This window comes from Paraburkholderia sp. TE9906, assembly GCF_056279605.1.
The window spans coordinates 473,503-496,536 of record NZ_JBWCCT010000007.1 but is presented as its reverse complement, the minus strand read 5'-3'; the positions used below and the strand labels follow the sequence as shown (position 1 = coordinate 496,536).

Below are 23,034 nucleotides of genomic sequence, written 5' to 3'. Positions count from 1 at the left end.
CGCGTGCCCGTTTCGAAGAATAGGGCGCGCAAAAAAAGAGGGGGCGTCGCAACGGACGCCCCCTCGAACACGCTAGACAGTCAACGCAGACCGAAGCCTCAAACCGCCACGTCCTCCGCTGCGTCGATCGACGCCGCGTCGAAGAAGCACGCTTGCGCTTGCGCATTGGCGCGCGTGTAAGCGCGATTGATGCCGCTGATCACCGCGCGAATCGAAGCCGTCACGAGGTTCGCATCGATGCCGACGCCGAAGGCGCTGCCGGCCACATCGGCGCCGGCCATTTCGGCGATCGCGACCGCGCGCGCATCGGCGCCCTGGGTCAGCGCGCGTTCTTCGTAGTGCTGGATTCGCACCGGTGCGCCGATCGCGTGCATCAACGCGTCGAGCGGACCATTGCCTTCGCCGCGCAGCACGCGCGCCGTGCCGTTGATGTCGACCGTGAGCTTGATATGTTCGCGGCCGTCACGCTCGGTGAGGCTGTGTCCGATGTAGCGCACCGGGTCAGCGGTCCGCACGTATTCCTGCTGGAACAATTCCCAGATCTGCGCGGGCGTGACTTCCTGGCCGCTCTCGTCGGTAAAGTGCTGCACGGCCGAGCTGAAATCGACCTGCAGACGGCGCGGCAACACCACGCCGTAGCTCTGTTCGAGCAGATAGGCGATGCCGCCTTTGCCCGACTGGCTGTTCACGCGAATCACGGAGTCGTAGGTGCGGCCGAGATCGCTCGGATCGATCGGCATATACGGCACTTCCCAGATCGCGTCGGGCTTCTGCACGGCGAAGCCCTTCTTGATCGCGTCCTGATGCGAGCCGGAGAACGCGGTGAACACCAGATCGCCGACATACGGGTGACGCGGATGCACCGGCAATTGCGTGCATTCTTCGGCGGTGCGCGCGACTTCGTTGATGTTGGAGAAGTCGAGCTCCGGGTCGACGCCCTGCGTGTAAAGATTCAACGCGAGCGTGACGAGATCGACGTTGCCGGTGCGCTCGCCGTTGCCGAACAGGCACCCTTCGACGCGATCGGCACCCGCCATCACCGCGAGTTCCGCCGCGGCGACCGCGGTGCCGCGGTCGTTATGCGGGTGGACCGAGACGATCAGCGAATCGCGGCGCGCGAGATTGCGGTGCATCCATTCGATCTGGTCCGCGTAGACGTTCGGCGTGGCCATTTCGACGGTGGCCGGCAAGTTGACGATCGCCTTGTGCTCGGGCGTCGGTTCCCAGATGTCGAACACCGCGTCGCACACTTCTTTCGCGAATTCGAGTTCGGTGCCGCTGAACACTTCCGGGCTGTATTGCAGCGTGAAGTGCGTTTGCGGCGACGCGTCGGCGAGACGCTTCATCGTGCGGGCGGCTTTTTGCGCGAGTTCCTTGACACCGCTCTTTTCCAGACCGAAGACGATCTTGCGGAATTCCGGTGCGGTCGCGTTGTACAGGTGGACGATCGCGCGCGGTGCGCCGCGCAACGATTCGAACGTGCGTTCGATCAGATCGTCGCGGGCCTGGGTCAATACTTCGATCGTGACGTCGTCGGGGATGTGGCCGCCTTCGATCAGCTCACGCACGAAGTTGAAGTCGGTTTGCGACGCCGACGGAAACGCGACTTCGATTTCCTTGAAGCCGATCTGCACCAGCGTCTTGAACATGCGCATCTTGCGCTCGGCGTTCATCGGCTCGAACAGCGCCTGATTGCCGTCGCGCAGGTCGGTGCTCATCCAGATCGGCGCGCGCGTGATGGTGCGCGACGGCCACTGGCGGTCCGTCAAATTGATGGGCTTGAACGAACGGTATTTGGTAGCAGGGTTTTTCAACATTTTCATCATCCGGAAGTGAGACCAGAAAGCTGGGAGTCGACCGGACGACGAAACGATACAGGGCCGCCGGTCGGAAACCGGGGCTGGGTCAGTTACTGTGGAATCAAGCGGTGCTTCGGTGTATCAGATAGAAGCGCGCAGCAGCAGACCTAGCCCGGTAGAGCGGGCTAGTAGTAGCGATAGGGTGGTCTGGGCGCGGTACATAGTGCGCCATAGGAACATATTATCGGGACGGAGTCAAGCGCCGCACTCGCACCGTGTTCGCGCCGGGTCGCTCAGTGGAGGGGTTTTACGAAGCGCAAGGTCATGCGGTCGGACTCGCCGATCGCTGCGTAGCGGGCCCGATCGGCGCCGCCGCCCTCGTAGCTCGGCGGCAGCGACCACACGCCGTGCGGGTAATTTTTCGTGTCGCGCGGATTGCTGTTCACTTCGCTCCTGCCGGCCAGTTCGAAGCCGGCCGCCCGAGCGTGGGCGATCACGTAGTCTTCCGTGACGTAGCCGCTGTCGATGGTCTGTTGCAGCGACGTGCCGGGCGTCGCGCGGTGTTCCTCGACGCCGAGGATGCCGCCGGGCTTGAGTGCGGCATAGAACGCGCGCAGGTTCGCGTCGATCTCGCCGTCCTTGATCCAGTTGTGGATGTTGCGGAAGGTGAGCACGCGGTCGACGCTGGCGTCGGCGGGAAAGCCGCCGAACTGGCCCGCGTGCAGCGTGCCGACCACGACGTTGCCATAGACGGCGGGCGCGGCCGCCAGCTTGCGCGCGAACGCCGCGCGGCCAGCCTGTGCTTCCGCCGACGGCGACCCTTGCGGGCCGTCGTATTGCGCCTCGTACAGCTTGCCGTGGTCGCGCAGATAAGGCGCGAGGATGTCGGTGTACCAGCCGCCGCCCGGCGCGATTTCCAGCACGCTTTGCGAGGGCGCGAGTTCGAAGAATTGCAGCGTTTCCTTCGGATGGCGGTAGATGTCGCGCGCGCGGGCCTGGGCGCTGCGTTGCGGGTTGGAGACGGCGGCGTCGAGCGAGGTGGGAGGGGCGGAGGCTGGCGTTGCTGTCGCTGTCGATGTATTCGACGCTGAGGGACTGGCGCAGGCCGCCAGCAGCAGTGCCAGGCCGAACGCTGCGAGCGGGCCGCGCAACAGGCGTGTAGGGAATTTGGCTTGAACGTTCATGACAGTCATTATCGGGCTCGATCGGGGCGGAAAGAAATCGGCAATCGGCATAAGCATAGGGCGTGGCGGAATTTGCGGCGGCGTCGAAGGCACCGATCGCGGCGACGACCGAATCCGAAGGGGCGCTTAGCGCGTATAAATGACGGGGTCAGCGCCCGCCGCACCTTGATTTTTCGACAGCGCGGACATGATCCCCTTCATTTCACTTTGCCGGAGGCAAGCATGAAACGAATATCGAGGATCCGTAAGCTACAATTCCCGACGGCTTGAAAAACGGAACATCAATGAAGATTCGGATTCTCTCTATCGCCTGCGTCACGACCGCAGCCGCGCTGCTGGCGGCCTGCACGACCGTCCACAGGAACTCGGGTGCATGCGAGCAGTTGATGCGAAGCAAGCTGGCCGCCACGTCGTCGGATACGCTGAAGGTCGCTCATCGGGCCGCGGCCATCCGCGGCTCGCGGGTGGTGGTCGAAGGAACGATCGAGCACGTGATGACGGCTTCGGAAGTGGCGGCCGCCAGGCCAGCTTCGGCCGCGCGGGCGGCATCCGCCGCGCGCGGGGCTGCGAAGGCGAATGCCGTGGCTGCGGGCGCGACGGCAGCTTCGGGTGTCGAGGCGTCCTCGAAGAAGCCGGCTGAACCGAAGACTGTGAGACTGCCGGCCGCCGCCGAGTGCACATTCCACGGCGAAGATCTCGACGTGTTCCGCTGGCTCGCGCCGGCCAAACTCGCAGCACCGCCCGCTCAGGCCGCTAGCGAAGCCGCGGGGTGATGCGCGGGAGCTGCCTGTTTGCGGCTTTGGCGGATGCCTTGCGTGATGAGCCGCGCGGAACTTTGCGCCATGCCCAACCATTGTCCACAAGGTTGCCGCGACGATATTGGCGGATGCGCACTTCGAGTCCACTGCCGGATCCGCCATACGGTTTATTGCTCTGCGATCGCCTCCAGGCGCTGCCTTGTCTTATCGCGCACGAGCTTCAACACGCATTCACCGAACGCCTGAGGCCGCCCCTCGAAACACCGCTGCACCGCCTGCGTGTCGATCAACCTCTGCCGCAGCGCCGTGCGCTCGGCGTGCGCGTCGATCATCCGCACGGCGGCGACAATATACTCGTCGACGCTATCCGCCACCGTCCACGATGGCATCTCCACGCGCTCGAACAACGCGCCGTCGATCCGTTCGAATACTTCTGCGCCACGCTTGCAGACGCCGGGCAACCCCAGCGTCAACGCATCGACGATTCCATTGGTATTGCCGAACGGAAACGGACTCAGAAAGAGGTCCGCCCGGTTGATGCGGGCCAGATAGCCCGCGTAGTCGTGAAAGCCGTGCACTCGCGCGCCCGGCAACGCTTTCTCGATCACGGCGCGCATCCGATCGAGCGGCAGACCGGTCGGCACGCCGCTCATGAAGTGAAACTCGACGCGCGTCTGCGCACGCGCGGCGATTTCACGGCACGCGCCGAGAAAGCCCAGATTGAGCTTCATCGCGCTAGCCGTGATGACGATCTCGAGCCGCTCGCGCGGAGGTGGAATGTGCGCGACGATCTCAGGCATAGCCACCGACGGCCGGTACGGCTGGCCGTCTTTCGGTAGTTTCATCAACCGCTCGCTGAAGCAGGCAGGGTCGCCGACATAGTCTTCCTCGACGCTGATGCGGTCGATCTTGTCGGAATGCGTGGTGGCCGGGTGGCCGAGACCGGCGATCTGCAGCGGCGCGACGCGCAGGTTCGACATGAACACGCTCAGCACGAACATGCCGACGCTCGGCATATATAGCACGTCCGGCTGTTCGGCCGAGGCGAACGCGCGGATCGTCGCGAGGCATTCGCCGATATATTCCGGCTCCTCCAGTTCGATGAAGCGATCGAACACCGCCCGCCCGAGGTCGTCGACGGCGTAGCCGAAGCCGAAACCCACCAGTTCGAAATATTCGCGTGCGGCTTCGAGCGTGCGCGAGTGCGTGCGATAAATCGAATGGGCGCCGCTGAACCACTCCAGCACGACGATCATCAGCGGTTTCTTGCCGCGCGACGGAGCGCGTGCGCGTTTCGTGGGCACAGCTTTCGGCCCGGGTAGATCGGCGAGTCCCAGTTGCGCGAGTTTGCGTCGCACGAGCGCGTTGATGTCGCGCTTGATTTCATGGCGACGCGGCGTCTCCGCGTAACTGCAGAACATGTAGGCGTTGTGCAGCAACGCGGTCGGCAGGTCGTCGAGGTCGCGGATCTGCTGCAGCTTGCCGGGCAGCCATTCGATTAGTGCCTCGCGTTTCAGATGCGCGTTCGCCGAGCCCTTGAACGTCGGCGCCAGCAGGACGAGCGCGAGACTGGCGGCGAGCGTTTTGTCGTACGCCCACAGCGCGGCGAAGTCGAGCTCCAGTTCCGACTCGGTCGAATAGAGCGCGCAGAGCTTTTCGACGAAGCGGTCGCCGGCCAGGAATTGCGCGTTCTCCGGGCCACGCGGATTCAGATAGCGTACGACGTGGTCGGCATTGCCGAACGCGGTGGTGGAGAACACGAGGCCGGTCCATTCGTGCAGCGTCAGAAACAGCCTGAAGCACGCGGGCGGCAGGTCGAATTGGGGGTCGGCGAACAGCGTGGAGGCCGCGCTCGCGAGGCGCGTGCAGAAGCGCCGATGCTGCTCGGCCGCCGGCAGGTCGATCATGCCCGACGCGAGAAAGCGCTCGTCGAGGTTGCCGCGCTTCTGTTGCAGCAGCGCCAGCGCGGCGATGAGTTGAACCGACGCCTTGACGTACTGCCGCGTGTAGACGAGGTGTTCGAAGTTGTCGAGCGAAAAGGTGGGTTCTTCCATCGGGCGGTGTTTGAAGATAGGCATGACTAACTATCGTGAAACGAAAAGTTAGCCGGTTCTCGAATTATCACCGCCGCCCTATATCAAATTTACTCCCCCAATCAATTTGGGAAATTTCCGCACGCACTGGGCCCTATACTGGCTACGTGCCGTAGTGAAGCATCGTTCAGAACGCGTAGTAAGGACCCTGGCCGGCCGACGTATTGCGCGAGGCGATCGCCGTATAAACGCGCCGGCCGTAGAAGAACGGCAGGCCCCAGCCGAAGCCGCGGGCGGCAGGACCGGCAAGATTGTTGAACGCGTTGTTCGGCGAGGCGAACAACGCGGTCGAATTGCCAACCGGGAACGACACCGCGCTCGAGGCGCCGTCAACGCCGACTAGCGCGGCGCTGACCGTTTGCGTCGAGCTTGGGCAGTACCAGAAGCCGCATTGTGGGAATTGGGCGTTGCGAAAGAAGATCCCGTTCGAGCCGCTGTCGATATAGCTTTGCGCATAGGTTTGGCCGGCGGCGTTGGTGACGAGGTAGCCGTTCGTCGCATTCGCCTTGACGATGCTGGCGCCGCCGAGCGTGTTGTTCGCCTGGGTCCCGATGCCGAAGATCAGCGAGCCCGACACGCTGGGCGCACCGGTATCGGGGATCGCGGGCAGGTCGATCACCACGCCGTTGTTGTCGAGCGCGAAGTGGCTGACGGGATTGGCGACCTGTTGCGCGAGCGCCTGCGCGCTCGCCACGCAAGCGCCGTTGACGTCGCAACGGTAGTACCAGCGAGGCAGCGCAGTGTTCGCGCAGCCGCTACCGCAGTCGGCTGTGAACAGGCCGATGCCGAGAATGCCGTTGCCGCGCAGGGCGGCAACCGTCAGCATCGCCGGGCCGGAGTTGGCGCAATCGGTGGGCACGCTGGGCAGCGCCGTGTCGGCGATCAGATGGACCGGGATCGACGCGGCTACCTGGCCGGCCATGCGGACGTCCGCGCTGCGCACCGCGCCCCATGCGTAGCCGCTGCCGAACACCGCGCATTCGCCGGTGACGCCGCTACCCGACGGCGCCGCCGCAAGCGCCAGGCTTGCCGGCAGCGCGGAGGCGAGAATCCGCAAGCCATTCGAGCCGGTGTCGACCTGAATGTCGTCGACCGTCGCGCAATTGGTGGTGCCGGCCTGACAGACGGTGACGCTGGTCGTCAGCATGTTGCGCGTCAGTCCGGGCGCGACGTTGACCGCGATCGGCTGGACGTTCGGCGTGTTCGACTGCGGCACATTCAGGTTCGCGCTGGTGTTGCCCGCGCCAGGCGAGCCGCCGCTTGCCGGTGCGCTGGCGGCGCCTGGACTGCTGGCTGCGCCCGCCTGCGACGAACTCGCTGGTGAGCCGCCGCCTCCACCGCCGCAACCTGTCAACGCCGCACAGACGAGGAAGAGGGTGCAAAGTCGAGCCGAGGGTTTCATGGTGGGTATCGATCGTCGAAGGATTGTCCTGATGGGCGTACGCTTACCGCAGGTCGTCCGCGGTGACGCCGGGAGGTAGCGCCGCGGGCAGCCATGCGCGTCCGAAATAGCCGCGCATCGGCCCGCCGGATTCGACGATCACGTCCGGCCGCGCGATCCGCGAGCTGTGGAGATTGGCGTCCACTTGCGGCATGGCGGCCCCCGCGAGGTACGAGTTGGCATACTTGCCGAGCATCGCGTGCAGATCCGGCATGGTCGGGCCTTCCCACGCGTAGCCGATGATCTGGCCGGTGCTCGTCGCGTACTCGTTGATGGTCGTGTTGCCGGCATCGGTCAGGGTGCGCATGCGCAGCGCACCGTTCAGCAGCATGCTCGGCGCGGTCGCGGTCGGGTTCGCCTGACCAGGCATCGTGCCGCCCAATTCGGCCTGCGCGCCAGCGCTCGCACACAGCGCGCCGAGCGCAAGCGCCAAGGCGGCCAAAGAGGGGGAGAAACGGGACTTTGACATGGCGGTTTGCCTCGCGAGCCGGTCTGTTCCGGTTTTATTGAGATGCGGAGGTGACGGTAGCATCCGGGTTTTTGATGGTCACGGAGCATGTCGCCGCCGCTCGATGCGCGGTCAAAATACGTGTTGGGCCGGAAGAGGAAATTGCTTTTGAAAACAAAGATCTGACAAGGTTATAGATGTGAGCCTACGCAGTAGTAGTAAATGTTGGCGAATGTTAAATATGCGGCGCACGCGCGATTTTCCGCCGCGAGCGCAATGCGTTTTTTCCTGGGCGAAGATTTGCCTAAGACAAGTTTTTGGACTTTGTGCCGGGGGTGTCGCGACGCGTTCAGAACATGCCGTCGGCCGTTCAATTGAGCGGGCAAACCCCAGTTTTTGCACACGGCTCGCCGGGACCGGTAAAATGTTGGGTTGATCCACGGAAACTTGCCGTGGCGTAGCGGAAGGATTCCCCGAACATGACTGATCTTCGTCTTACCAAGCGGTTTGCAGTAATGCTGATGGCAGGCGGGCTGGTCGCCGGCTGTGGCACTTCGTCGCCGACCAAAATCGACTACAAGAGCGACTCCAAATCAAAGCAGGTGTCACTCGCCGTCCCGCCGAACATGATCGACGAGACGGCCGATCAGCGTTCGTTGCCCCCGCAAGGCGGCGAAACGTCGTTGTCCGCGCTCAAGGAGGTTCAGGCGCAAGCGCCGTCGGCGAGCAATAACGTGGCGGTGGTGCCGCCGGTCAGCGGCATGCATATCCAGCGCGACGGCACGGAGAGCTGGCTCGTGATCGACAACAAGGCGCCCGCGCAGGCGTGGGAGCAGATCCGCCGCTTCTGGCAGGAACAGGGCTTCCTGCTGGTGGTCGACCAGCGCGACAAGGGCGTGATGGAAACCGACTGGAACGAGTCGCACGCGCAGATCAGCGACGGCCTGATCCGCAACACGCTGTCCAAGGCAATGGGCAACAGCTATGTGACCTCGGAGCGCAACAAGTACCGCACGCGTCTCGAGGCGGCGCCGAACGGCGGCACCTACGTGTTCATTAGCCAGAAGGGCATGCGCGAGGCGCTCACCGGCACGAACAACGATTCGAGCCAGTGGCAGCCGAAGCCGAACGATCCGGCTCTCGAACAGGAATATCTGAAGCGCCTGATGGCAGCGCTCGCGCTGGCCGATTCGCGCTCGAAGTCGGGCGGTGGGCAAACCGCCGAGCTGTCGCCGGCCGGCGCGCAAGCGGCGCCGAACGCTGCGAGCGCAGGTGCGAAGTCGGCCGCGGCGGCCACGGCGGCGCAGAACGTCGCGCTGTCGGCGCAGCAGCCGATGCCGGATGCGGATTCGGCGAATACCTCGGCGCAGCTTTCGTCGACCGAACTCACGCTCGGCGAACCGTATGACCGCGCGTGGTTGCGCGTGGGCCTCGCGCTCGACCGCAGCAACTTCACCGTCGACGACCGCGATCTGAGCCGCGGCCTGTACTTCGTCCGTTACGTCGATCCGAAGGATATGTCGTCGGTGGAACAGGGTTTCTGGAGCCAGGTGTTCCACGGCAAGAAGGAGAAGGTCGCCAAGCAGTATCGCGTGAACGTGCGCGCGGTGACACCGGACCAGACGCGTGTGGCCGTGGTCGACGACAAGGGTGCGATCGACGAAAGCTCGCAGGCCAAGCAGATCATGAGTCTGATGGTCGACCAGCTGCATTGAGCTGGCAAAGCCTGAGCAGATAGCAGGCGAAGCTGATGTTTGAAAAAACGCCCGGGATTGACGTCTCGGGCGTTTTTTTATGGCCACGGGATTCTGTGCAGGCACCGGCGTCCCGCCGTTCGTCGAGCCATGGACGCACGCGACTAGACACCGACATTCGTCCCCGGCCACGTATACGTCTTTCGCTTCCTTCCTGTGAGCGTTATTCACGCTAGCCCGCCAGGAGTGGGCCATGTTCGACGTCATGCCTTACGGGATGCGCGCGGCAAGCCTGCTCGTTTTGGCGCTCATCTGCGGCGCCGTTTGAGCGCGGGCAAGACAAGATGGCATACCGGTCTCGTGGCGCGGCATACGGCGTCGCATCCCATGAAGTGATCTCTCTCGTTCGCCGATAAATTCAATAACAATCAATGATTTACGGTTGTTCCGCTGCGAACTTCTGTAACTGGCGGGAAAGCTGCGTTTTATCGTTCATAGGGCCGGATTCGATAAGACCGGCATGAGTTGCCGCGTGCCGGCCTCCCGCGGTCCCGCCATTTCCGGCGCCGGCCGACAAACCGGTGCCGCGCCCGATGACGACCCACGCGCGTGACGCGTGGTCTCGCTGGCCCCGTCGCCTATCCTCGTAGGCCGACGGTTTCACCCACACTCTGACCGGAGTGCAGGCTATTTTTCGGATGCGGAATTCGCGGCGATCAAAGCGGAGGCGGGACTGCTGTGGCCGATGAGACCCCAGTCAGCGAAGACGAAAAGACACGAACGAAGACATACCGCGACGCCGGCTGGCGGCGTCGCGCGAAACGGTTTTCAGGTATCGGCCCGGCGCGTGCCGATCCACGGCAGACGCTTGATCACGCCGGTGGCAAGCGCGGTGCCGACCAGAATCACGGCGCAACCTTCCAGCATGCCGGGCGACACGCCTTCCCCGAGAAACAGCGCGCCCCACAGAATGCCGAAGATCGGAATCACGAACGTGACGGTGATGGCACGCGCGGGCCCGGCCACCGCAATGAGGTGGAAGAACAGCATGTACGCGACGCCGGTGCACGCGACGCCGAGCGCGATCACCGCGCCCCACGCGTGCAGCGAGATCGGCGTGACCGGCCAGAACATCACGGCGAGCGGCAGCAACACGATGGTCGCGCCGGTCATTGTGCCAGCGGCGACGGTCAGCGCATCGACGCCGGTGAGGTGGCGCTTGGTGTAGTTCGCCGCGATGCCATACAGCAGCGTCGCGCCAAGCGCCGCGCCGGCCGCGAGCGCGGTGCTCAGCGGCGTCGCGGCCGAGCCGTTCGGTGCGGCGATCTGATCCCATACCAGCATCAATACGCCGAGAAAGCCGATCACGAGACCGAGCGTGCGCAGCGCGCTCAGCCGGTCGCGCAGCCAGAGAAAGCCGACCAGCGCGCCCCACAGCGGTGTGGTCGCGTTGATCACCGAGGTGACCCCCGCCGACAGTGTCAATTCGGCGTAGGCGAACAGGCAGAACGGCGCCGCCGAATTCAGGATGCCGACCACCAGCAGAGGAAAGGCGCGCGTGCGCAGGATCGTCGCCGATTGCTGCAGCGGCCGCCGCGCGAGCAGCACGATCAGCAGAAAGGCCGCGCCGATGCCGACGCGCAGCGCCATCAGCGGAGCCACGCCGAAGTCGGTGACGCCGACGCGGATAAACAGAAACGACGCGCCCCACAGGGCGGCGAGGATCAGCAGTTGCAGCAGGTTTTGAGGTTTCATCGGGATGGCGCCGCGCGCGGTTGAGTCGGGACGCCTGCGCATCGTAGCAGTGCGATCACCCGAAACGTTTCAGGTTGGGATGAAACGGCAAGGTTCGGGAGATCCAGGCGTCCGGTGCCTGTGATCGTAAGCGTTGGCGGGGCGTAAGCAAAACGAGCAATTCTCACGCTGTTGTGAGAAAAATTGAGATATGGCGGCGGGAGGGAGTGGACGCGCCCTCGGGGGTTATGGAGTTTGTTGCGCCAACAACTCAGCCGAACAAAGCGGCCCGACGGCCACAAAATCAACGCTCTGCTTGCCGCCGCGCCGACAAGCAGAGCACACGCAAACCACATCGACCATCAATGCGGAATCATCCACTGCAAGAAATTCTGCTGCGCCCACACGAGCAAACCGAGCAACACCGTCAACAGAATCGAATGCTTGAAGGTCTTCGCGAACACCACCCCTTCCTTGCCTTTGAGTTCGGTGGTCGCCACGCCGGTCGAAATGTTTTGCGGTGAGATCATCTTGCCCATCACACCGCCCGATGAATTGGTCGCCGCCATCAGCACCGGACTCAGATTCAACTGGTTGGCCGCGACCACCTGCAGATTGCCGAACAGCGCATTGCCCGACGTATCGCTGCCAGACAGAAACACCGCGACCCAGCCGAGGAAGGCCGACACCAGCGGGAAGAACGGACCCACCGACGCGACGCCGAGACCGAGCGTATAGGTGAGCCCCGAATAGTTCATCAGATAGGCGAGCCCGACGATGGTCGCCACCGTCAGGATGGCGATGCGCGTCTGCACCCACGTGTCGGCGATCGCCTTGCCGAATTCGCGCGCGCTCAGGCCGACCACGAACGTCGTGATGAGCGCCGCGACCAGAATCGCCGTGCCGGTGGCGAGCGGCTGGAAGTCCCACACCGCGCCATAAGGCGTGTTGTACAGCGTGATGAACACGGCCTTGTCGAGCCCCGGCCACGGCACCTTGACGTCGCCGATCGTGAAGACTCTCGCGATGGTCCAGACGATCACCACGACCGACACGATGATCCACGGATACCAGCCCTGGCCGCCGCTGATCTTGCCGCGCACCTCGCCGATCCGGTCGACGTTGATCGCGAATTTAGGATCGGCGGCGGGCTTCCAGATGCGCAGGAATGCGATCGTCAGAATCAGCGACACCATCGACGACAACACGTCGGTCAGGCTGTAGTTCACGTAGTTCGACGCGATGAACTGGGTCAGCGCGAAGCTCGCCCCCGACACCAGCAGCACCGGCCACACGCGCAGCATGTTGCGAAAGCCCGCATACACCGCGATCACATAGAAGGGCAGCAGCAGTGCGAAGAACGGCAACTGACGGCCGACCATCTTGGCGAGCAGATCGGACGGCAGGTGCGTCACCGCGCCGAGCACGGTGATCGGTACGCCGAGCGCGCCGAACGCGACCGGCGCCGTATTGAAGATCAGCGTAAAGGTGAGCGCTTCGAGGGTGGGGAAGCCCAGCAGGATCAGCAGCGAACTGGTAATGGCGACGGGTGTGCCGAAGCCGGAAATCCCTTCGAGCAACGCGCCGAATGAAAAGCCGACTACGACCAGCACGACCCGCCGGTCGTTCGGCAGGTTGTCGATCATCCACATGCGAAAGGCCGCGAAGCGGCCCGAGCGTTGCGCGATGTTGTACAGCAGGATGGCCGTGACCACGATCCACATGACCGGCCAGCAGGCGAACACCGCGCCCGCGAACACGGAGTTCAACGCGAGCCCGACCGGAAACTGCCACACTGACACCGCCACGATCAGACCGACGATCAGCCCCGCGAGCGAGGCCTGCCAGGCCGGCCTGCGCGCCCAGCCGAGCAGAAGCAGCACGACGATGATCGGCAACGCGGCGACGAGGAATGAAGGTAACAGCGCATTGCCGACCGGGGTGAGTAGTTGGTGAAACATCACGTCTCCTTGGTATTGTTCGGCGCGACGCGGGGATCACGAATGAGAGGCGCGTCTCTGTAGCAGGATGGACGAACGTCAGCGGAACGTAAGAGTCGAACCGCATTGCTTATTAAACGGGTGCTGCATGTGCTTCCCAAGCATAGAACCCCGCGCGGGCACGTCAAGAAGGGAAACTACGGGCGCGCGAAAAGAAGTGGCGCAGACCGGTTGTCCGCACGATACGAAGCACAGTGCATGAAACGGAGCGGGCGCATGCCGCGTCATTGCGGGTGCGCCCGAATTGCAGTCAGTAACGTGGCGTCGAAGCCTGCACGCGACAGGCGTTCAGTGATGCCAATGATGTCCCCATCCTCCACCCCAATAGCCGCCGATGCCGATCGACACCGATGGTCCGTAGTAGCCTGGATAGCCGTAATACGCCGGGTAAGCGGGATAGACCGGAGGGGGATAGTAGGCGGGATAAGCCGGCGCCACATAGACGGGCGGCGGCGCTACTGCATAAGCGGGTGCCGCGTTCTGTTGTTGCTGTTGCTGCGCATCGGTCGAACCGGTTTGGCCCGCCGGGACGCCCTGCTGCACGGCCGTCGCGGGCGCCGTTGAATACGGTGAATAGTAAGCAGGGTAGTAGCCGGACGGATAGTAACCGTATGGGTAATAGCAGCCCGACAATGTCACGACGCAGAGGACGCTGCCGGCAGCAACGACTCTACGGGGCAGCCGTAAAAATACGCGCGGCAGCCATGAGCCCCTCGCGCGAACACTGTTGATGACGCGGGACTTCATGACGCGCTCCTCGTTGTGCCGTACACCGTCACCGTCGGCGTAACGAGATGAGCTTACGCTCCCGCGGCGCGAACACGATTGCAAAACCGTAACGGCGTATTTCACGACATTGCACCGCATCGTTCGACGCTTGCGCTGAACCTTCATGACGAGGCGGTTCGAGCGTCGTCATGAAGGCAAGCGTCGTGTTCGCTTTCGAAATACCGCGTGACTTACCGTGCAGTATGCGCCTTCACATCGCTTATTTGCCGACCTGATTACCGATGATGCCGCCCGCCGCCGCACCGCCGATCGTCGACAGCGCATTGCCGCCGATCGCCGCGCCCGCCGCGCCCCCCAGACCCGCGCCGATGGCGGTATCGCGCCCTTGCCGGCTCATGCCTTCACACGCCGAAAGTCCCGCAACGAGAGCGACGATGGTTGCGAGCGTGCCGATTTGTCGAATCGTTTTCATGATGCTGACTCCCGGTTGTTTAATTGAGTTTGTTGGACGTAATCGCCGAAACGTAAGAGGGACGAAAGCCCCCCGTTCATGCATTCGATGTTAGCCGCGCGTCGCGTATCCAGATGTGTGAGCTTGTCAGCGGATTGACGGCTTCGTAATCAAATGTTTCCCTTCGCCCAGCATGCGGCGTGCCCGGCTTCGCACACCCTCGCACAAACGAAAAAGCCCGCCAGTGGCGGGCTTCGATGCTGCAATGCAGGTTCCTGGCGGAACCGGACGGCGCTCAAGCCATGCCCGGTCTGCACACCGAACCTTACTGCCGCTGATAGATCTCGGCACCTTTCTTCATGAACTCGATCGACTTCACTTCCATACCTTTCTTCAGCGCTTCGTCGTCGGTGACGCCTTGTTGCGCCGCGAATTCGCGCACGTCCTGAGTGATCTTCATCGAGCAGAAGTGCGGGCCGCACATCGAGCAGAAATGCGCGACCTTGGCCGAATCCTTCGGCAGGGTTTCGTCGTGGAATTCGCGCGCCTTGTCCGGGTCGAGGCCGAGATTGAACTGGTCTTCCCAACGGAATTCGAAACGTGCCTTGCTCAGTGCGTTGTCGCGCACCTGGGCGCCCGGATGACCCTTCGCCAGATCGGCGGCGTGCGCAGCGAGCTTGTACGTGATGATGCCGGTCTTCACGTCGTCCTTGTTCGGCAAGCCGAGGTGTTCCTTCGGCGTCACGTAGCAGAGCATCGCCGTGCCGAACCAGCCGATCATCGCCGCGCCGATGCCCGACGTGATGTGGTCGTAGCCCGGTGCGATGTCGGTGGTGAGGGGTCCGAGCGTGTAGAACGGCGCTTCGTCGCACCATTCCAGTTGCAGGTCCATGTTCTCCTTGATCAACTGCATCGGCACGTGGCCAGGGCCTTCGATCATCGTCTGCACGTCGTGCTTCCAGGCGATCTGCGTGAGTTCGCCGAGCGTCTTCAACTCACCCAGCTGCGCTTCGTCGTTCGCATCGTAGATCGAGCCGGGGCGCAGGCCGTCGCCGAGCGAGAAGGCCACGTCGTACGCCTTCATGATTTCGCAGATGTCTTCGAAGTGCTCGTACAGGAAGCTTTCCTTGTGATGCGCGAGACACCACTTCGCCATGATCGAGCCGCCACGCGAGACGATGCCGGTCATGCGCTTCGCCGTCAACGGCACGTATTGCAGACGCACGCCCGCGTGAATCGTGAAGTAGTCGACGCCTTGCTCGGCCTGTTCGATGAGCGTGTCGCGGAAGATTTCCCACGTCAGGTCCTCGGCCTTGCCGTTGACCTTTTCGAGCGCCTGATAGATCGGCACCGTGCCGATCGGCACCGGGCTATTGCGGATGATCCACTCGCGCGTTTCGTGAATGTGCTTGCCGGTCGACAGATCCATCACCGTGTCGCCGCCCCAGCGGATCGCCCACGTCATCTTGTCGACTTCCTCGCCGATCGAAGACGTCACCGCCGAGTTGCCGATGTTCGCATTCACCTTCACGAGGAAGTTGCGGCCGATGATCATCGGCTCGCTTTCCGGGTGATTGATGTTGTTGGGGATGATCGCGCGGCCGCGCGCCACTTCCTCGCGCACGAATTCCGGTGTGATCGCGGTGAGGCCGTTTGGACCGAACGCGCTCGCACCGAACGCCTGGCCCGGATGCTGACGGCCCATCATCGCGGCAAGCTTCTCGCCGTTCGGGCCGCTCGTCTTCAGGCTCTCCAGATACTCGGCGCGGCGCTGGTTCTCGCGAATCGCGATGTACTCCATCTCCGGCGTGATGATGCCTTTCTTCGCATAGTGCATCTGCGACACGTTCTTGCCGGCGATCGCGCGGCGCGGCGTGCGATGCAGGCCTTTGAAACGCAGGTCGGCGGTGGCGGTGTCGGCGGCGCGCTCGCGGCTGAAGTCGCTCGACAGACCCGTCAGCGCTTCGGTGTCGCCGCGCTCTTCGATCCACGCCTGGCGCAGCGCCGGCAGGCCCGCGCGGATGTCGATCTTCGCGTCCGGGTCGGAGTAAGGGCCCGACGTATCGTAGACATAGACCGGCGGATTCTTTTCGCCGCCGAAGCTGTCGGGCGTATCGGCCTGCGAGATTTCGCGCATCGGCACGCGGATGTCGGGGCGCGAACCGCTCACGTAGACCTTGCGGGAATTCGGCAGCGGCGCGACAGCGGCTTCATCGACGTGGGCGTCGGCGGACAGGAATTTTGGATTGGCGTTCATCGTATCTCCATGCAAAGCAATGTGGGCCGCTAAGCAGGAGACGAGATGGAAGTAGTCGGAAATCGCGCGAGAGGTGAGGCGATGGGGCTGGAGTGCGAAATCCGTACGCTTCCCTGCGCTGGCATTATCCAGATCAGGTTCAAAGGGTATTTCTCACCCGCGCGGCACGGACCTCCAAGCTCCATGCGACGCAGGACCCCCGCGTTAGCAGCGCACACGATACACCGGCCACCCGCTGCTTGGCAACCCGTCCGGTTGAACCGAACCGCGCATTGGGGCGCGGACCGCCGTGTCCTATGCTGGTTGTGACGGGCTGGCGGGCGAGCTGCCGCGTGCTTGAATTGCAGCAAGATCAGAGCGAGAAATTGTCGGCGGCTTCGGGCTGGTACAGGATCTTGTCGAGCTTCAGCACTTTCTCCGTGCCGCTCGGCGGCGTGAAGCGGATGCGCTCGCCGCGCTTCGCGCCGAGCAACGCGAGGCCGGCCGGCGAGAACACGTTCAGGCGGCCTTGCGCGAAGTCCGCGTTGGGCGGATAGACGACGGTCCAGGTCATCTGCTCGCCGCTGGCTTCGTCGGTCAGGGTGGCTTGCGAATTCATCGTCACCACGTTGGCCGGAATTTCGCGCGAGTCGACGATCACGGCGCGTTCGAGGACGTCGTCGAGCATGTCCTGCAGTTTTGCGTTGGCACCGGGCGCGGAGGCGTGCTTCTCGAGGCGGGCGACATCGAGTTCGGTCAGATAACAGGGTTTCGTCTTTTTCATGACGGGTACTCCAATTCGATCTGCATAAAAGAGAACGGCGTGCGTAAGCGTTCAGCCCGGCGCCCGAAGAAAGTCCCCTTGGGGACGACGCGGCCTGAACAGTGGAGCAAGCAGCGTTAGATCGGGAGCCGGGCGGCGAGGAGCGGGAGCGTTCGGGACGGCTCACCGGCCGGACGCGGCGCGAAGTCCGCGCGCGCCTCACCGGTTGCGCGGCGGGGGCGCAAGCGGGTGAGGGCACGGGAAGTCGGGAAGCGCATCGAGGTAGCCGGCAGGTGTCGAAAGAGAAGAGGGTGAAGGCGTTGCCTGAAAACGGAAAGCAGCGCGATAGAAAGGTCCATGTTAGCACGCGGCCGAGTGTCGCCTGATTCGATCCGCGTCGGCCTGGTGCTCGGGCAACGGGCGGCGCGGTGGCACCTGGGATGCATTCAAGCTCATCGTAAAAATGTCGTTAATGGTTCTGTCGGGGTGTGTGAACTGCTGTTGTTCATTGCGTCTGCGGCAAAGGCGGCTGCCCGGTGCGGTGACATCGCGCCGGACGGCATCAGTGATACGAAACGAATCGAGTCGGCTCACGGGAGAGTGCGCATGAAAACCAAAACATCGCGGACACGGACGCTCGGTGCAGTGGCGGGGGCAATGACGCTGCTGGCGGCGCCATTGATGACGTCGGCTTCCGAGGGCGGCAGGGTGTCGTTCGTGGGTGCGATCGTGGCGCCGCAGCTGCAGATAACGGAGGGTAGCGCGGCTGATGGCGCGCGCGGCGGAGTGGCGGGCGTGCAGACCGCGCAGGCCGGCTCCGCGCTCACGCTGACGTTCAAAGCGCCGCCGGGCGTGACGGGCGGCGCGGATGTCGCGTTGCAGGTGAACGACGGCGTGCCGGCGCGCGACCTCGTGGCGGCGCGTTTCGTCGATAGCGGCGGGCGAATCGCCCCGGCCCGCAACGGTCACTACCAGGTCGGCCGCGACGGCGGCGTGTTGTCGTTGTCGCCGAAGGATGCGCGCACCGATACGCGCGTGACGGTGGTCGTGAGCTACCAGTGACTTCACGAACTCGCGTGCGCGGATTTCAGGTGATGGCGAGAGAAATGTCCCACTGCTGCACACGCTGAAAACACCGGGGATACGTCCCCGGTTTTTGTGTTGCAAGTACACCAAAAAGTTACGATTCTTTCGTTCGGCGCCGTGGGCGCTTACTGCATAATGCGATGCGCGCCGCAGCCTTGGCGCGTGTTCGCCCCGGCCCGATTTCTTTCGCAAGCCGCGGCGTTGTGGCCCCTTTGGTCATCTATCGCCTTTCCGTTCCACCGACATGTCCGCCAGCCTCGCCCGTCAGACCGCGTCTTCGATGCGGTGTCCGCCATCCCGTCAGCGGGTTTTCAGCGGGGGCGCAATACCTCGAGCGGCATGGGCGGGTTGAACGCATGTCGCTGCAACGCTCCAGTTTCTTTTCGCGCGGTCTGCCGATCCGCCTGCCGCAGTCGCACGGCGGCCAGATCGCGCTCGCCCTTGCCGTCGTGTATCTCGTGTGGGGCTCGACGTATCTCGCCGTGCACGTCGCCCTCGGTTCGTTTCCGCCACTGCTGCTCTCCGGGCTGCGCAACCTGTTTGCCGGCATAGGCCTGTTCGTCTTCGCGGTGCGCCGCAAACCGGTCTGGCCGAGCGCCGCCGAAATCCGCAATGCCGGACTCGTCGGCACGATGCTGGTGGGTTTGTCGAGCGGCATGCTCGCCTACGGGATGCGCACTGTCGGCACCGGCACGGCGGCCGTGATGGTCGCGACCGTGCCGCTCTTCGCGACGGTGATCGCCGCCGTCGCGGGCCGAAAGATCGGCCGCGGCGAGTGGTTCGCGGTCGGCCTGGGGCTGGTCGGCATCGCGATTCTGAGTCACGGCGACAGCACGCCGGGTTCGGCGGGCGGCAGTCTGGCGATCCTGTGCGGCGCGCTGTTCTGGGCGGTCGGCGCGCATCTGGCCGGGCGTCTGAAGCTGCCGTCGGACCTGTTTCTGTCGACCGCGCTGCAGATCGGGCTGGGCGGCGCGATGTCGACACTGGTCGCCTGGGTCTCCGGCGAACGCATGCTCGACATGCATGTCCTGCCGTTGCTGGCATTCATCTACCTGATGCTGATCGGGACGATGGCCGCGTACGTCGCGTATGGTTTTCTGATTCGCCACACGAGCCCGATCATTGCGAGCAGCTGCATGTACGTGAATCCGGTGGTGGCGGTCGCGCTCGGCGCGTTGCTGCTGGGCGAGCCGGTCACGCGCTCGACGGTGATCGCGACCGTTGTGATTCTGGCCAGCGTGGGCTTGTCTTTCTGGTTCGATTACAGGAAGAAGGGGCTGGCTTGACGTTCGCCCTGGGGTGGGGTTGGTAGCGGCGCGTCTGGAGCGGCCAAAAAAACAACCCCCCGCTTCAAAGCGCCGCCGCCACCTCAGCCCCTTCGCGGATCGCGCGTTTCGCATCCAGTTCGCTCGCCACCTTCGCGCCGCCAATCACGTGATAGCGCGGACGACCTGCCGCAGCAGGCGTCGCGGGTAACAGATCGCGCAGCGATTCCTGCCCCGCGCAGACGACGACCGTCTCCACCTCCAGCCACTCTTCGACGCCATCGCGCGCAATCTTCAACCCGCGCTCGCCGATCTCGAGATACGACACGCCGCCGAGCATCTTCACGCCGTTCCTCGCCAGCGTCGCGCGATGCACCCAGCCTGACGTCTTGCCGAGCCCCATACCGAGCTTGCCGGCCTTGCGCTGCAACAACCAGATCTCATGCGGCGGCCGCGCCGGGGCCGGCGGCTTCAGACCGCCGCGCTCCCGTACCGCGAGATCGACGCCCCATTCGTCGAGCCAGGCATCGCGCGGCATCGGCAGCGGCTCGCCCGCGCGATGCAGCAGGAACTCGCTGACGTCGAAACCGATGCCGCCCGCGCCGATCACCGCGACGCGGCGACCCACCGGCGCACCGCGCAGCACGTCGACATAGGACAGCACGTTGGGCCCATCGATACCGGCAATCGCCGGCTTGCGCGGCACGATGCCGGTGGCGATGATCACGTCGTCGTAAGCGCACGCGGCGAGCAGCGCGGCATCGACGCGCGTGCCGAGCCGCACGTCCACCCGATGCCGCTGCAACTGGCTCTGAAAATAGCGGATCGTCTCGCTGAACTCTTCCTTGCCCGGCACACGCATCGCCAGATTGAACTGGCCGCCGAGCGTCGCGCTCGCATCGAACAGCGTCACACGATGCCCACGCGAGGCCGCCACCGTCGCCGCCGACAAACCCGCCGGGCCCGCGCCGACCACTGCGATCGAACGCGCGGCGCGCGGGTCCGTCAGCGGCCGGTAGACCAGTTCGGTTTCGCGTCCCGCACGCGGATTCACGAGACAGCTCGCGCGCTGATTTTTGAACGTGTGATCGAGGCAGGCCTGATTGCACGCGATACAGGTGTTGATTTCGTGCGTGCGGCCCTCGGCGGTCTTCACCACGAAGTCGGGATCGGCGAGCAGGGGGCGCGCCATCGACACCAGATCGCCGGCGCCTTCGGCGAGCAAGGCCTCGGCGACCTCGGGCGTATTGATGCGGTTCGACACGATCACCGGCACGTTGACGGCGCGCTTCAAACGTCCGCTCAACCCGGCGAACGCCGCACGCGGCACCGAGGTCACGATGGTCGGCACGCGCGCCTCGTGCCAGCCGATGCCGGTGTTGAACAGCGTCACGCCGGCCGCTTCGAGGGCTCTTGCGACCTGCACGGTTTCGTCCCAGGTATTGCCGCCTTCCACCAGATCGATCAGCGAGAGCCGGTACACGACGATGAAGCGCGCGCCGCACACCGCGCGCACCCGCTCGACGATCTCGCGCGCGAGCCGCATGCGGTTCTCGATGCTGCCGCCGTAGCGGTCGGTGCGTCGATTGGTGCGGGGGCACAGGAACTGGTTGAGCAGATAGCCTTCGCTGCCCATGATCTCGACGCCGTCATAGCCGGCGCGCTGGGCGAGCCGCGCGCAACGCGCATAGTCGCGCACGGTCTTCGCAATGCCGGCGAGGGTGAGCGCGCGCGGCTTGAACTTCGAGATCGGCGACTTGAGCGCGGAAGCGGACACCACGAAGGGGTGATAGCCATAGCGGCCCGCATGCAGGATCTGCAGCGCGATCTTGCCGCCCTCGGCATGCACGGCCTCGGTCAGCAGCCGATGATTGCGCAGATCGAACACGGAATTCAGCGTGCCGCCGAACGGCAACAGCCAGCCCGCGCGATTCGGCGAGATGCCCCCGGTGACGATCAGGCCCACTCCGCCTTTCGCGCGTTCGCGGAAATACGCGGCCAGCTTCGGGTAATTCCAGAAGCGGTCCTCCATGCCGGTGTGCATCGAACCCATCACCACGCGGTTGCGCAAGCGGGTGAACCCGAGGTCGAGTTCGGCGAGTAAGTGCTGGTAAGACATGGTGAGGTGGCGTGTAAGTTTTGGGTGCGCCCGAACGATACACCGCGCACCGGGCCAGCCCGCCGAGGAAAAATTCTAATCCTCGCAACCCATTGCTCCGTAAGCCATTTATCAGTCGCTCTCAGCCATCGGGCCACCCCCGGCACACGCATTGCTCGAAGCGATCGTCCATCGACACGGACCGCGCCGTCTGGAGAAACAGGCGTGATGTGCAGCAGGGATAGGGAGGGGGCTGCTTCGGAGAGCCGCCTGGGACCGTTCAAACAAATGATGAACGCGGTGTCCGGCGGTGCGGTGTCCGAAGCGGAACGCCCGTAGATCAATGGGTCGAGAGCCCACATCGATATAGGTGAACACAATGAAAATGATCCGAACCATGGCGGCCGTTGTTGCGGTTGCATCTGTTCTGAGCGCATGCGGCGGCGGGTCCGACGACGTCGGCAAGGAACTCGGCCTGACCAATCCGCAGATCCACTTCATTCACGCGATTCCGAGCGGCCCGGCCGTCGACTTCCTCGTGAACGGCAGCGCACCTTCCGGACAAACGAACGTCGCGTATAAAGGCGTGACGAACTTCACCAATATCAACACGGGTTCCACCAACGTCGGCTATGCGGCGACCGGCACGACGACCGCGCTCGCGAGCGGCAACTTCCCGAACGTCGCGAAGGGCCACGAATACACCGTGCTGGCGCTGCCGGGACTCGCCGCGCCGGATATCGGCCTGATCGACGATCCGTTCGACAAGGGGCTGCTGTCCAATAGCGCGCGGGTGCGCGGCTTCAATGCATCGGCGAACGCGACCAACCTCGATCTGTATCTGGTCCAGTCCAGCGCTACCGACATCACCACCGTTTCGCCGACGATGGCGGGTGTCGCATTCAAGAACGCAGTGCCGGCGAGCGGGCAGGATTCGATCTACGTGTCCGGCGGGCAGTACGTGCTGATCGCGACCGCGGCCGGCAGCAAGACGCCGATCTTCCAGTCGCCATCGTTCACGCTGTCGAACAATGCCGACTGGCTGGTGACGTCGGTGCCGATCGGCGGCACGCTGAGCCAGCTGGTGCCGGGGCAGATCCATTTGCTGATCGCGCAGAACGGCAACACCAGCACGCCGAGCATCGAGTTGTCGAATACGCTGACGGGTGAATAAGCGGGTGAGTTAGCCCGACGCGACAGGCGAAGGCCATAGACGACACGTCCTGGGGAGGACGGAGCGGCGATCCACGCGAGT

The 23,034-nt window shown here is 64.1% G+C and carries 17 protein-coding genes and 1 riboswitch; of the genes, 5 read left to right on the top strand and 12 right to left on the bottom strand.

The window, feature by feature from the left end:
* Positions 1-98: 98 nt before the first annotated feature.
* Positions 99-1,817, bottom strand: coding sequence for a 2-isopropylmalate synthase (gene leuA / locus ACZ9H4_RS21800; protein ID WP_408148232.1), 1,719 nt, complete (start codon positions 1,815-1,817; stop codon positions 99-101).
* Positions 1,818-2,092: 275 nt separating this feature from the next.
* The gene (locus tag ACZ9H4_RS21795) at positions 2,093-2,992 is read right to left on the bottom strand and encodes a class I SAM-dependent methyltransferase (RefSeq protein ID WP_476120780.1); all 900 of its coding nucleotides are present in this window, start codon (positions 2,990-2,992) and stop codon (positions 2,093-2,095) included.
* Positions 2,993-3,267: 275 nt separating this feature from the next.
* Between ACZ9H4_RS21795 and ACZ9H4_RS21790 the strand changes: the two genes are divergently transcribed.
* A complete protein-coding gene (locus ACZ9H4_RS21790; RefSeq protein WP_408156962.1) occupies positions 3,268-3,756 on the top strand; it encodes a hypothetical protein in 489 nt (162 codons plus the stop codon).
* A gap of 152 nt (positions 3,757-3,908) precedes the next feature.
* Here the strand turns inward: ACZ9H4_RS21790 and ACZ9H4_RS21785 are convergent, their stop codons facing one another.
* The 3 genes from ACZ9H4_RS21785 to ACZ9H4_RS21775 all read right to left on the bottom strand — a co-directional run bounded on the left by ACZ9H4_RS21785 (position 3,909) and on the right by ACZ9H4_RS21775 (position 7,744).
* Entirely contained in the window at positions 3,909-5,795 is a 1,887-nt protein-coding gene (locus tag ACZ9H4_RS21785) for a glycosyl transferase family 1 (RefSeq protein WP_408324281.1), read from the bottom strand.
* 166 nt (positions 5,796-5,961) lie between these two features.
* Positions 5,962-7,236 carry a DUF3443 domain-containing protein gene (locus ACZ9H4_RS21780; protein ID WP_408156960.1) on the bottom strand — a complete coding sequence of 425 codons (1,275 nt, stop codon included), beginning with the start codon at positions 7,234-7,236 and terminating at the stop codon, positions 5,962-5,964.
* 43 nt (positions 7,237-7,279) lie between these two features.
* Complete coding sequence (locus ACZ9H4_RS21775) at positions 7,280-7,744, bottom strand: DUF2844 domain-containing protein (protein ID WP_408148239.1); 465 nt, start codon at positions 7,742-7,744, stop codon at positions 7,280-7,282.
* 458 nt (positions 7,745-8,202) lie between these two features.
* Between ACZ9H4_RS21775 and bamC the strand changes: the two genes are divergently transcribed.
* Complete coding sequence (gene bamC / locus ACZ9H4_RS21770; protein WP_476120777.1) at positions 8,203-9,438, top strand: outer membrane protein assembly factor BamC; 1,236 nt, start codon at positions 8,203-8,205, stop codon at positions 9,436-9,438.
* A gap of 807 nt (positions 9,439-10,245) precedes the next feature.
* Here the strand turns inward: bamC and ACZ9H4_RS21765 are convergent.
* From ACZ9H4_RS21765 to ACZ9H4_RS21740, 6 genes are all read right to left on the bottom strand, one after another.
* Complete coding sequence (locus tag ACZ9H4_RS21765; protein ID WP_408156956.1) at positions 10,246-11,172, bottom strand: DMT family transporter; 927 nt, start codon at positions 11,170-11,172, stop codon at positions 10,246-10,248.
* A gap of 341 nt (positions 11,173-11,513) precedes the next feature.
* A complete protein-coding gene (locus ACZ9H4_RS21760) occupies positions 11,514-13,112 on the bottom strand; it encodes an L-lactate permease (protein WP_408148245.1) in 1,599 nt (532 codons plus the stop codon).
* 327 nt (positions 13,113-13,439) lie between these two features.
* Positions 13,440-13,898 (bottom strand): hypothetical protein, encoded by a 459-nt coding sequence (locus ACZ9H4_RS21755; protein ID WP_408148247.1) that lies wholly within the window; start codon positions 13,896-13,898, stop codon positions 13,440-13,442.
* A gap of 241 nt (positions 13,899-14,139) precedes the next feature.
* Positions 14,140-14,352 (bottom strand): glycine zipper 2TM domain-containing protein, encoded by a 213-nt coding sequence (locus ACZ9H4_RS21750; RefSeq protein WP_168668529.1) that lies wholly within the window; start codon positions 14,350-14,352, stop codon positions 14,140-14,142.
* Positions 14,353-14,656: 304 nt separating this feature from the next.
* The gene (thiC, locus tag ACZ9H4_RS21745) at positions 14,657-16,588 is read right to left on the bottom strand and encodes a phosphomethylpyrimidine synthase ThiC (RefSeq protein ID WP_408148249.1); all 1,932 of its coding nucleotides are present in this window, start codon (positions 16,586-16,588) and stop codon (positions 14,657-14,659) included.
* 92 nt (positions 16,589-16,680) lie between these two features.
* A riboswitch (TPP riboswitch) is annotated at positions 16,681-16,799 on the bottom strand.
* Between the two features lie 141 nt (positions 16,800-16,940).
* Positions 16,941-17,351 carry a GreA/GreB family elongation factor gene (locus ACZ9H4_RS21740; protein ID WP_408148251.1) on the bottom strand — a complete coding sequence of 137 codons (411 nt, stop codon included), beginning with the start codon at positions 17,349-17,351 and terminating at the stop codon, positions 16,941-16,943.
* A 585-nt stretch (positions 17,352-17,936) separates the two neighbouring features.
* Between ACZ9H4_RS21740 and ACZ9H4_RS21735 the strand changes: the two genes are divergently transcribed.
* Positions 17,937-18,392: a hypothetical protein gene (locus ACZ9H4_RS21735; protein ID WP_476120773.1), complete on the top strand. Its 456-nt coding sequence runs from the start codon at positions 17,937-17,939 to the stop codon at positions 18,390-18,392.
* Between the two features lie 380 nt (positions 18,393-18,772).
* Positions 18,773-19,702, top strand: coding sequence for an EamA family transporter (locus ACZ9H4_RS21730; RefSeq protein WP_408148255.1), 930 nt, complete (start codon positions 18,773-18,775; stop codon positions 19,700-19,702).
* A 64-nt stretch (positions 19,703-19,766) separates the two neighbouring features.
* Here the strand turns inward: ACZ9H4_RS21730 and ACZ9H4_RS21725 are convergent, their stop codons facing one another.
* Positions 19,767-21,800, bottom strand: coding sequence for a 2,4-dienoyl-CoA reductase FMN-binding domain-containing protein (locus tag ACZ9H4_RS21725; protein WP_476120770.1), 2,034 nt, complete (start codon positions 21,798-21,800; stop codon positions 19,767-19,769).
* Positions 21,801-22,158: 358 nt separating this feature from the next.
* Between ACZ9H4_RS21725 and ACZ9H4_RS21720 the strand changes: the two genes are divergently transcribed.
* On the top strand, positions 22,159-22,953 hold the full coding sequence (locus ACZ9H4_RS21720; protein WP_408148259.1) for a DUF4397 domain-containing protein: 795 nt from the start codon (positions 22,159-22,161) through the stop codon (positions 22,951-22,953).
* Positions 22,954-23,034: the final 81 nt, after the last annotated feature.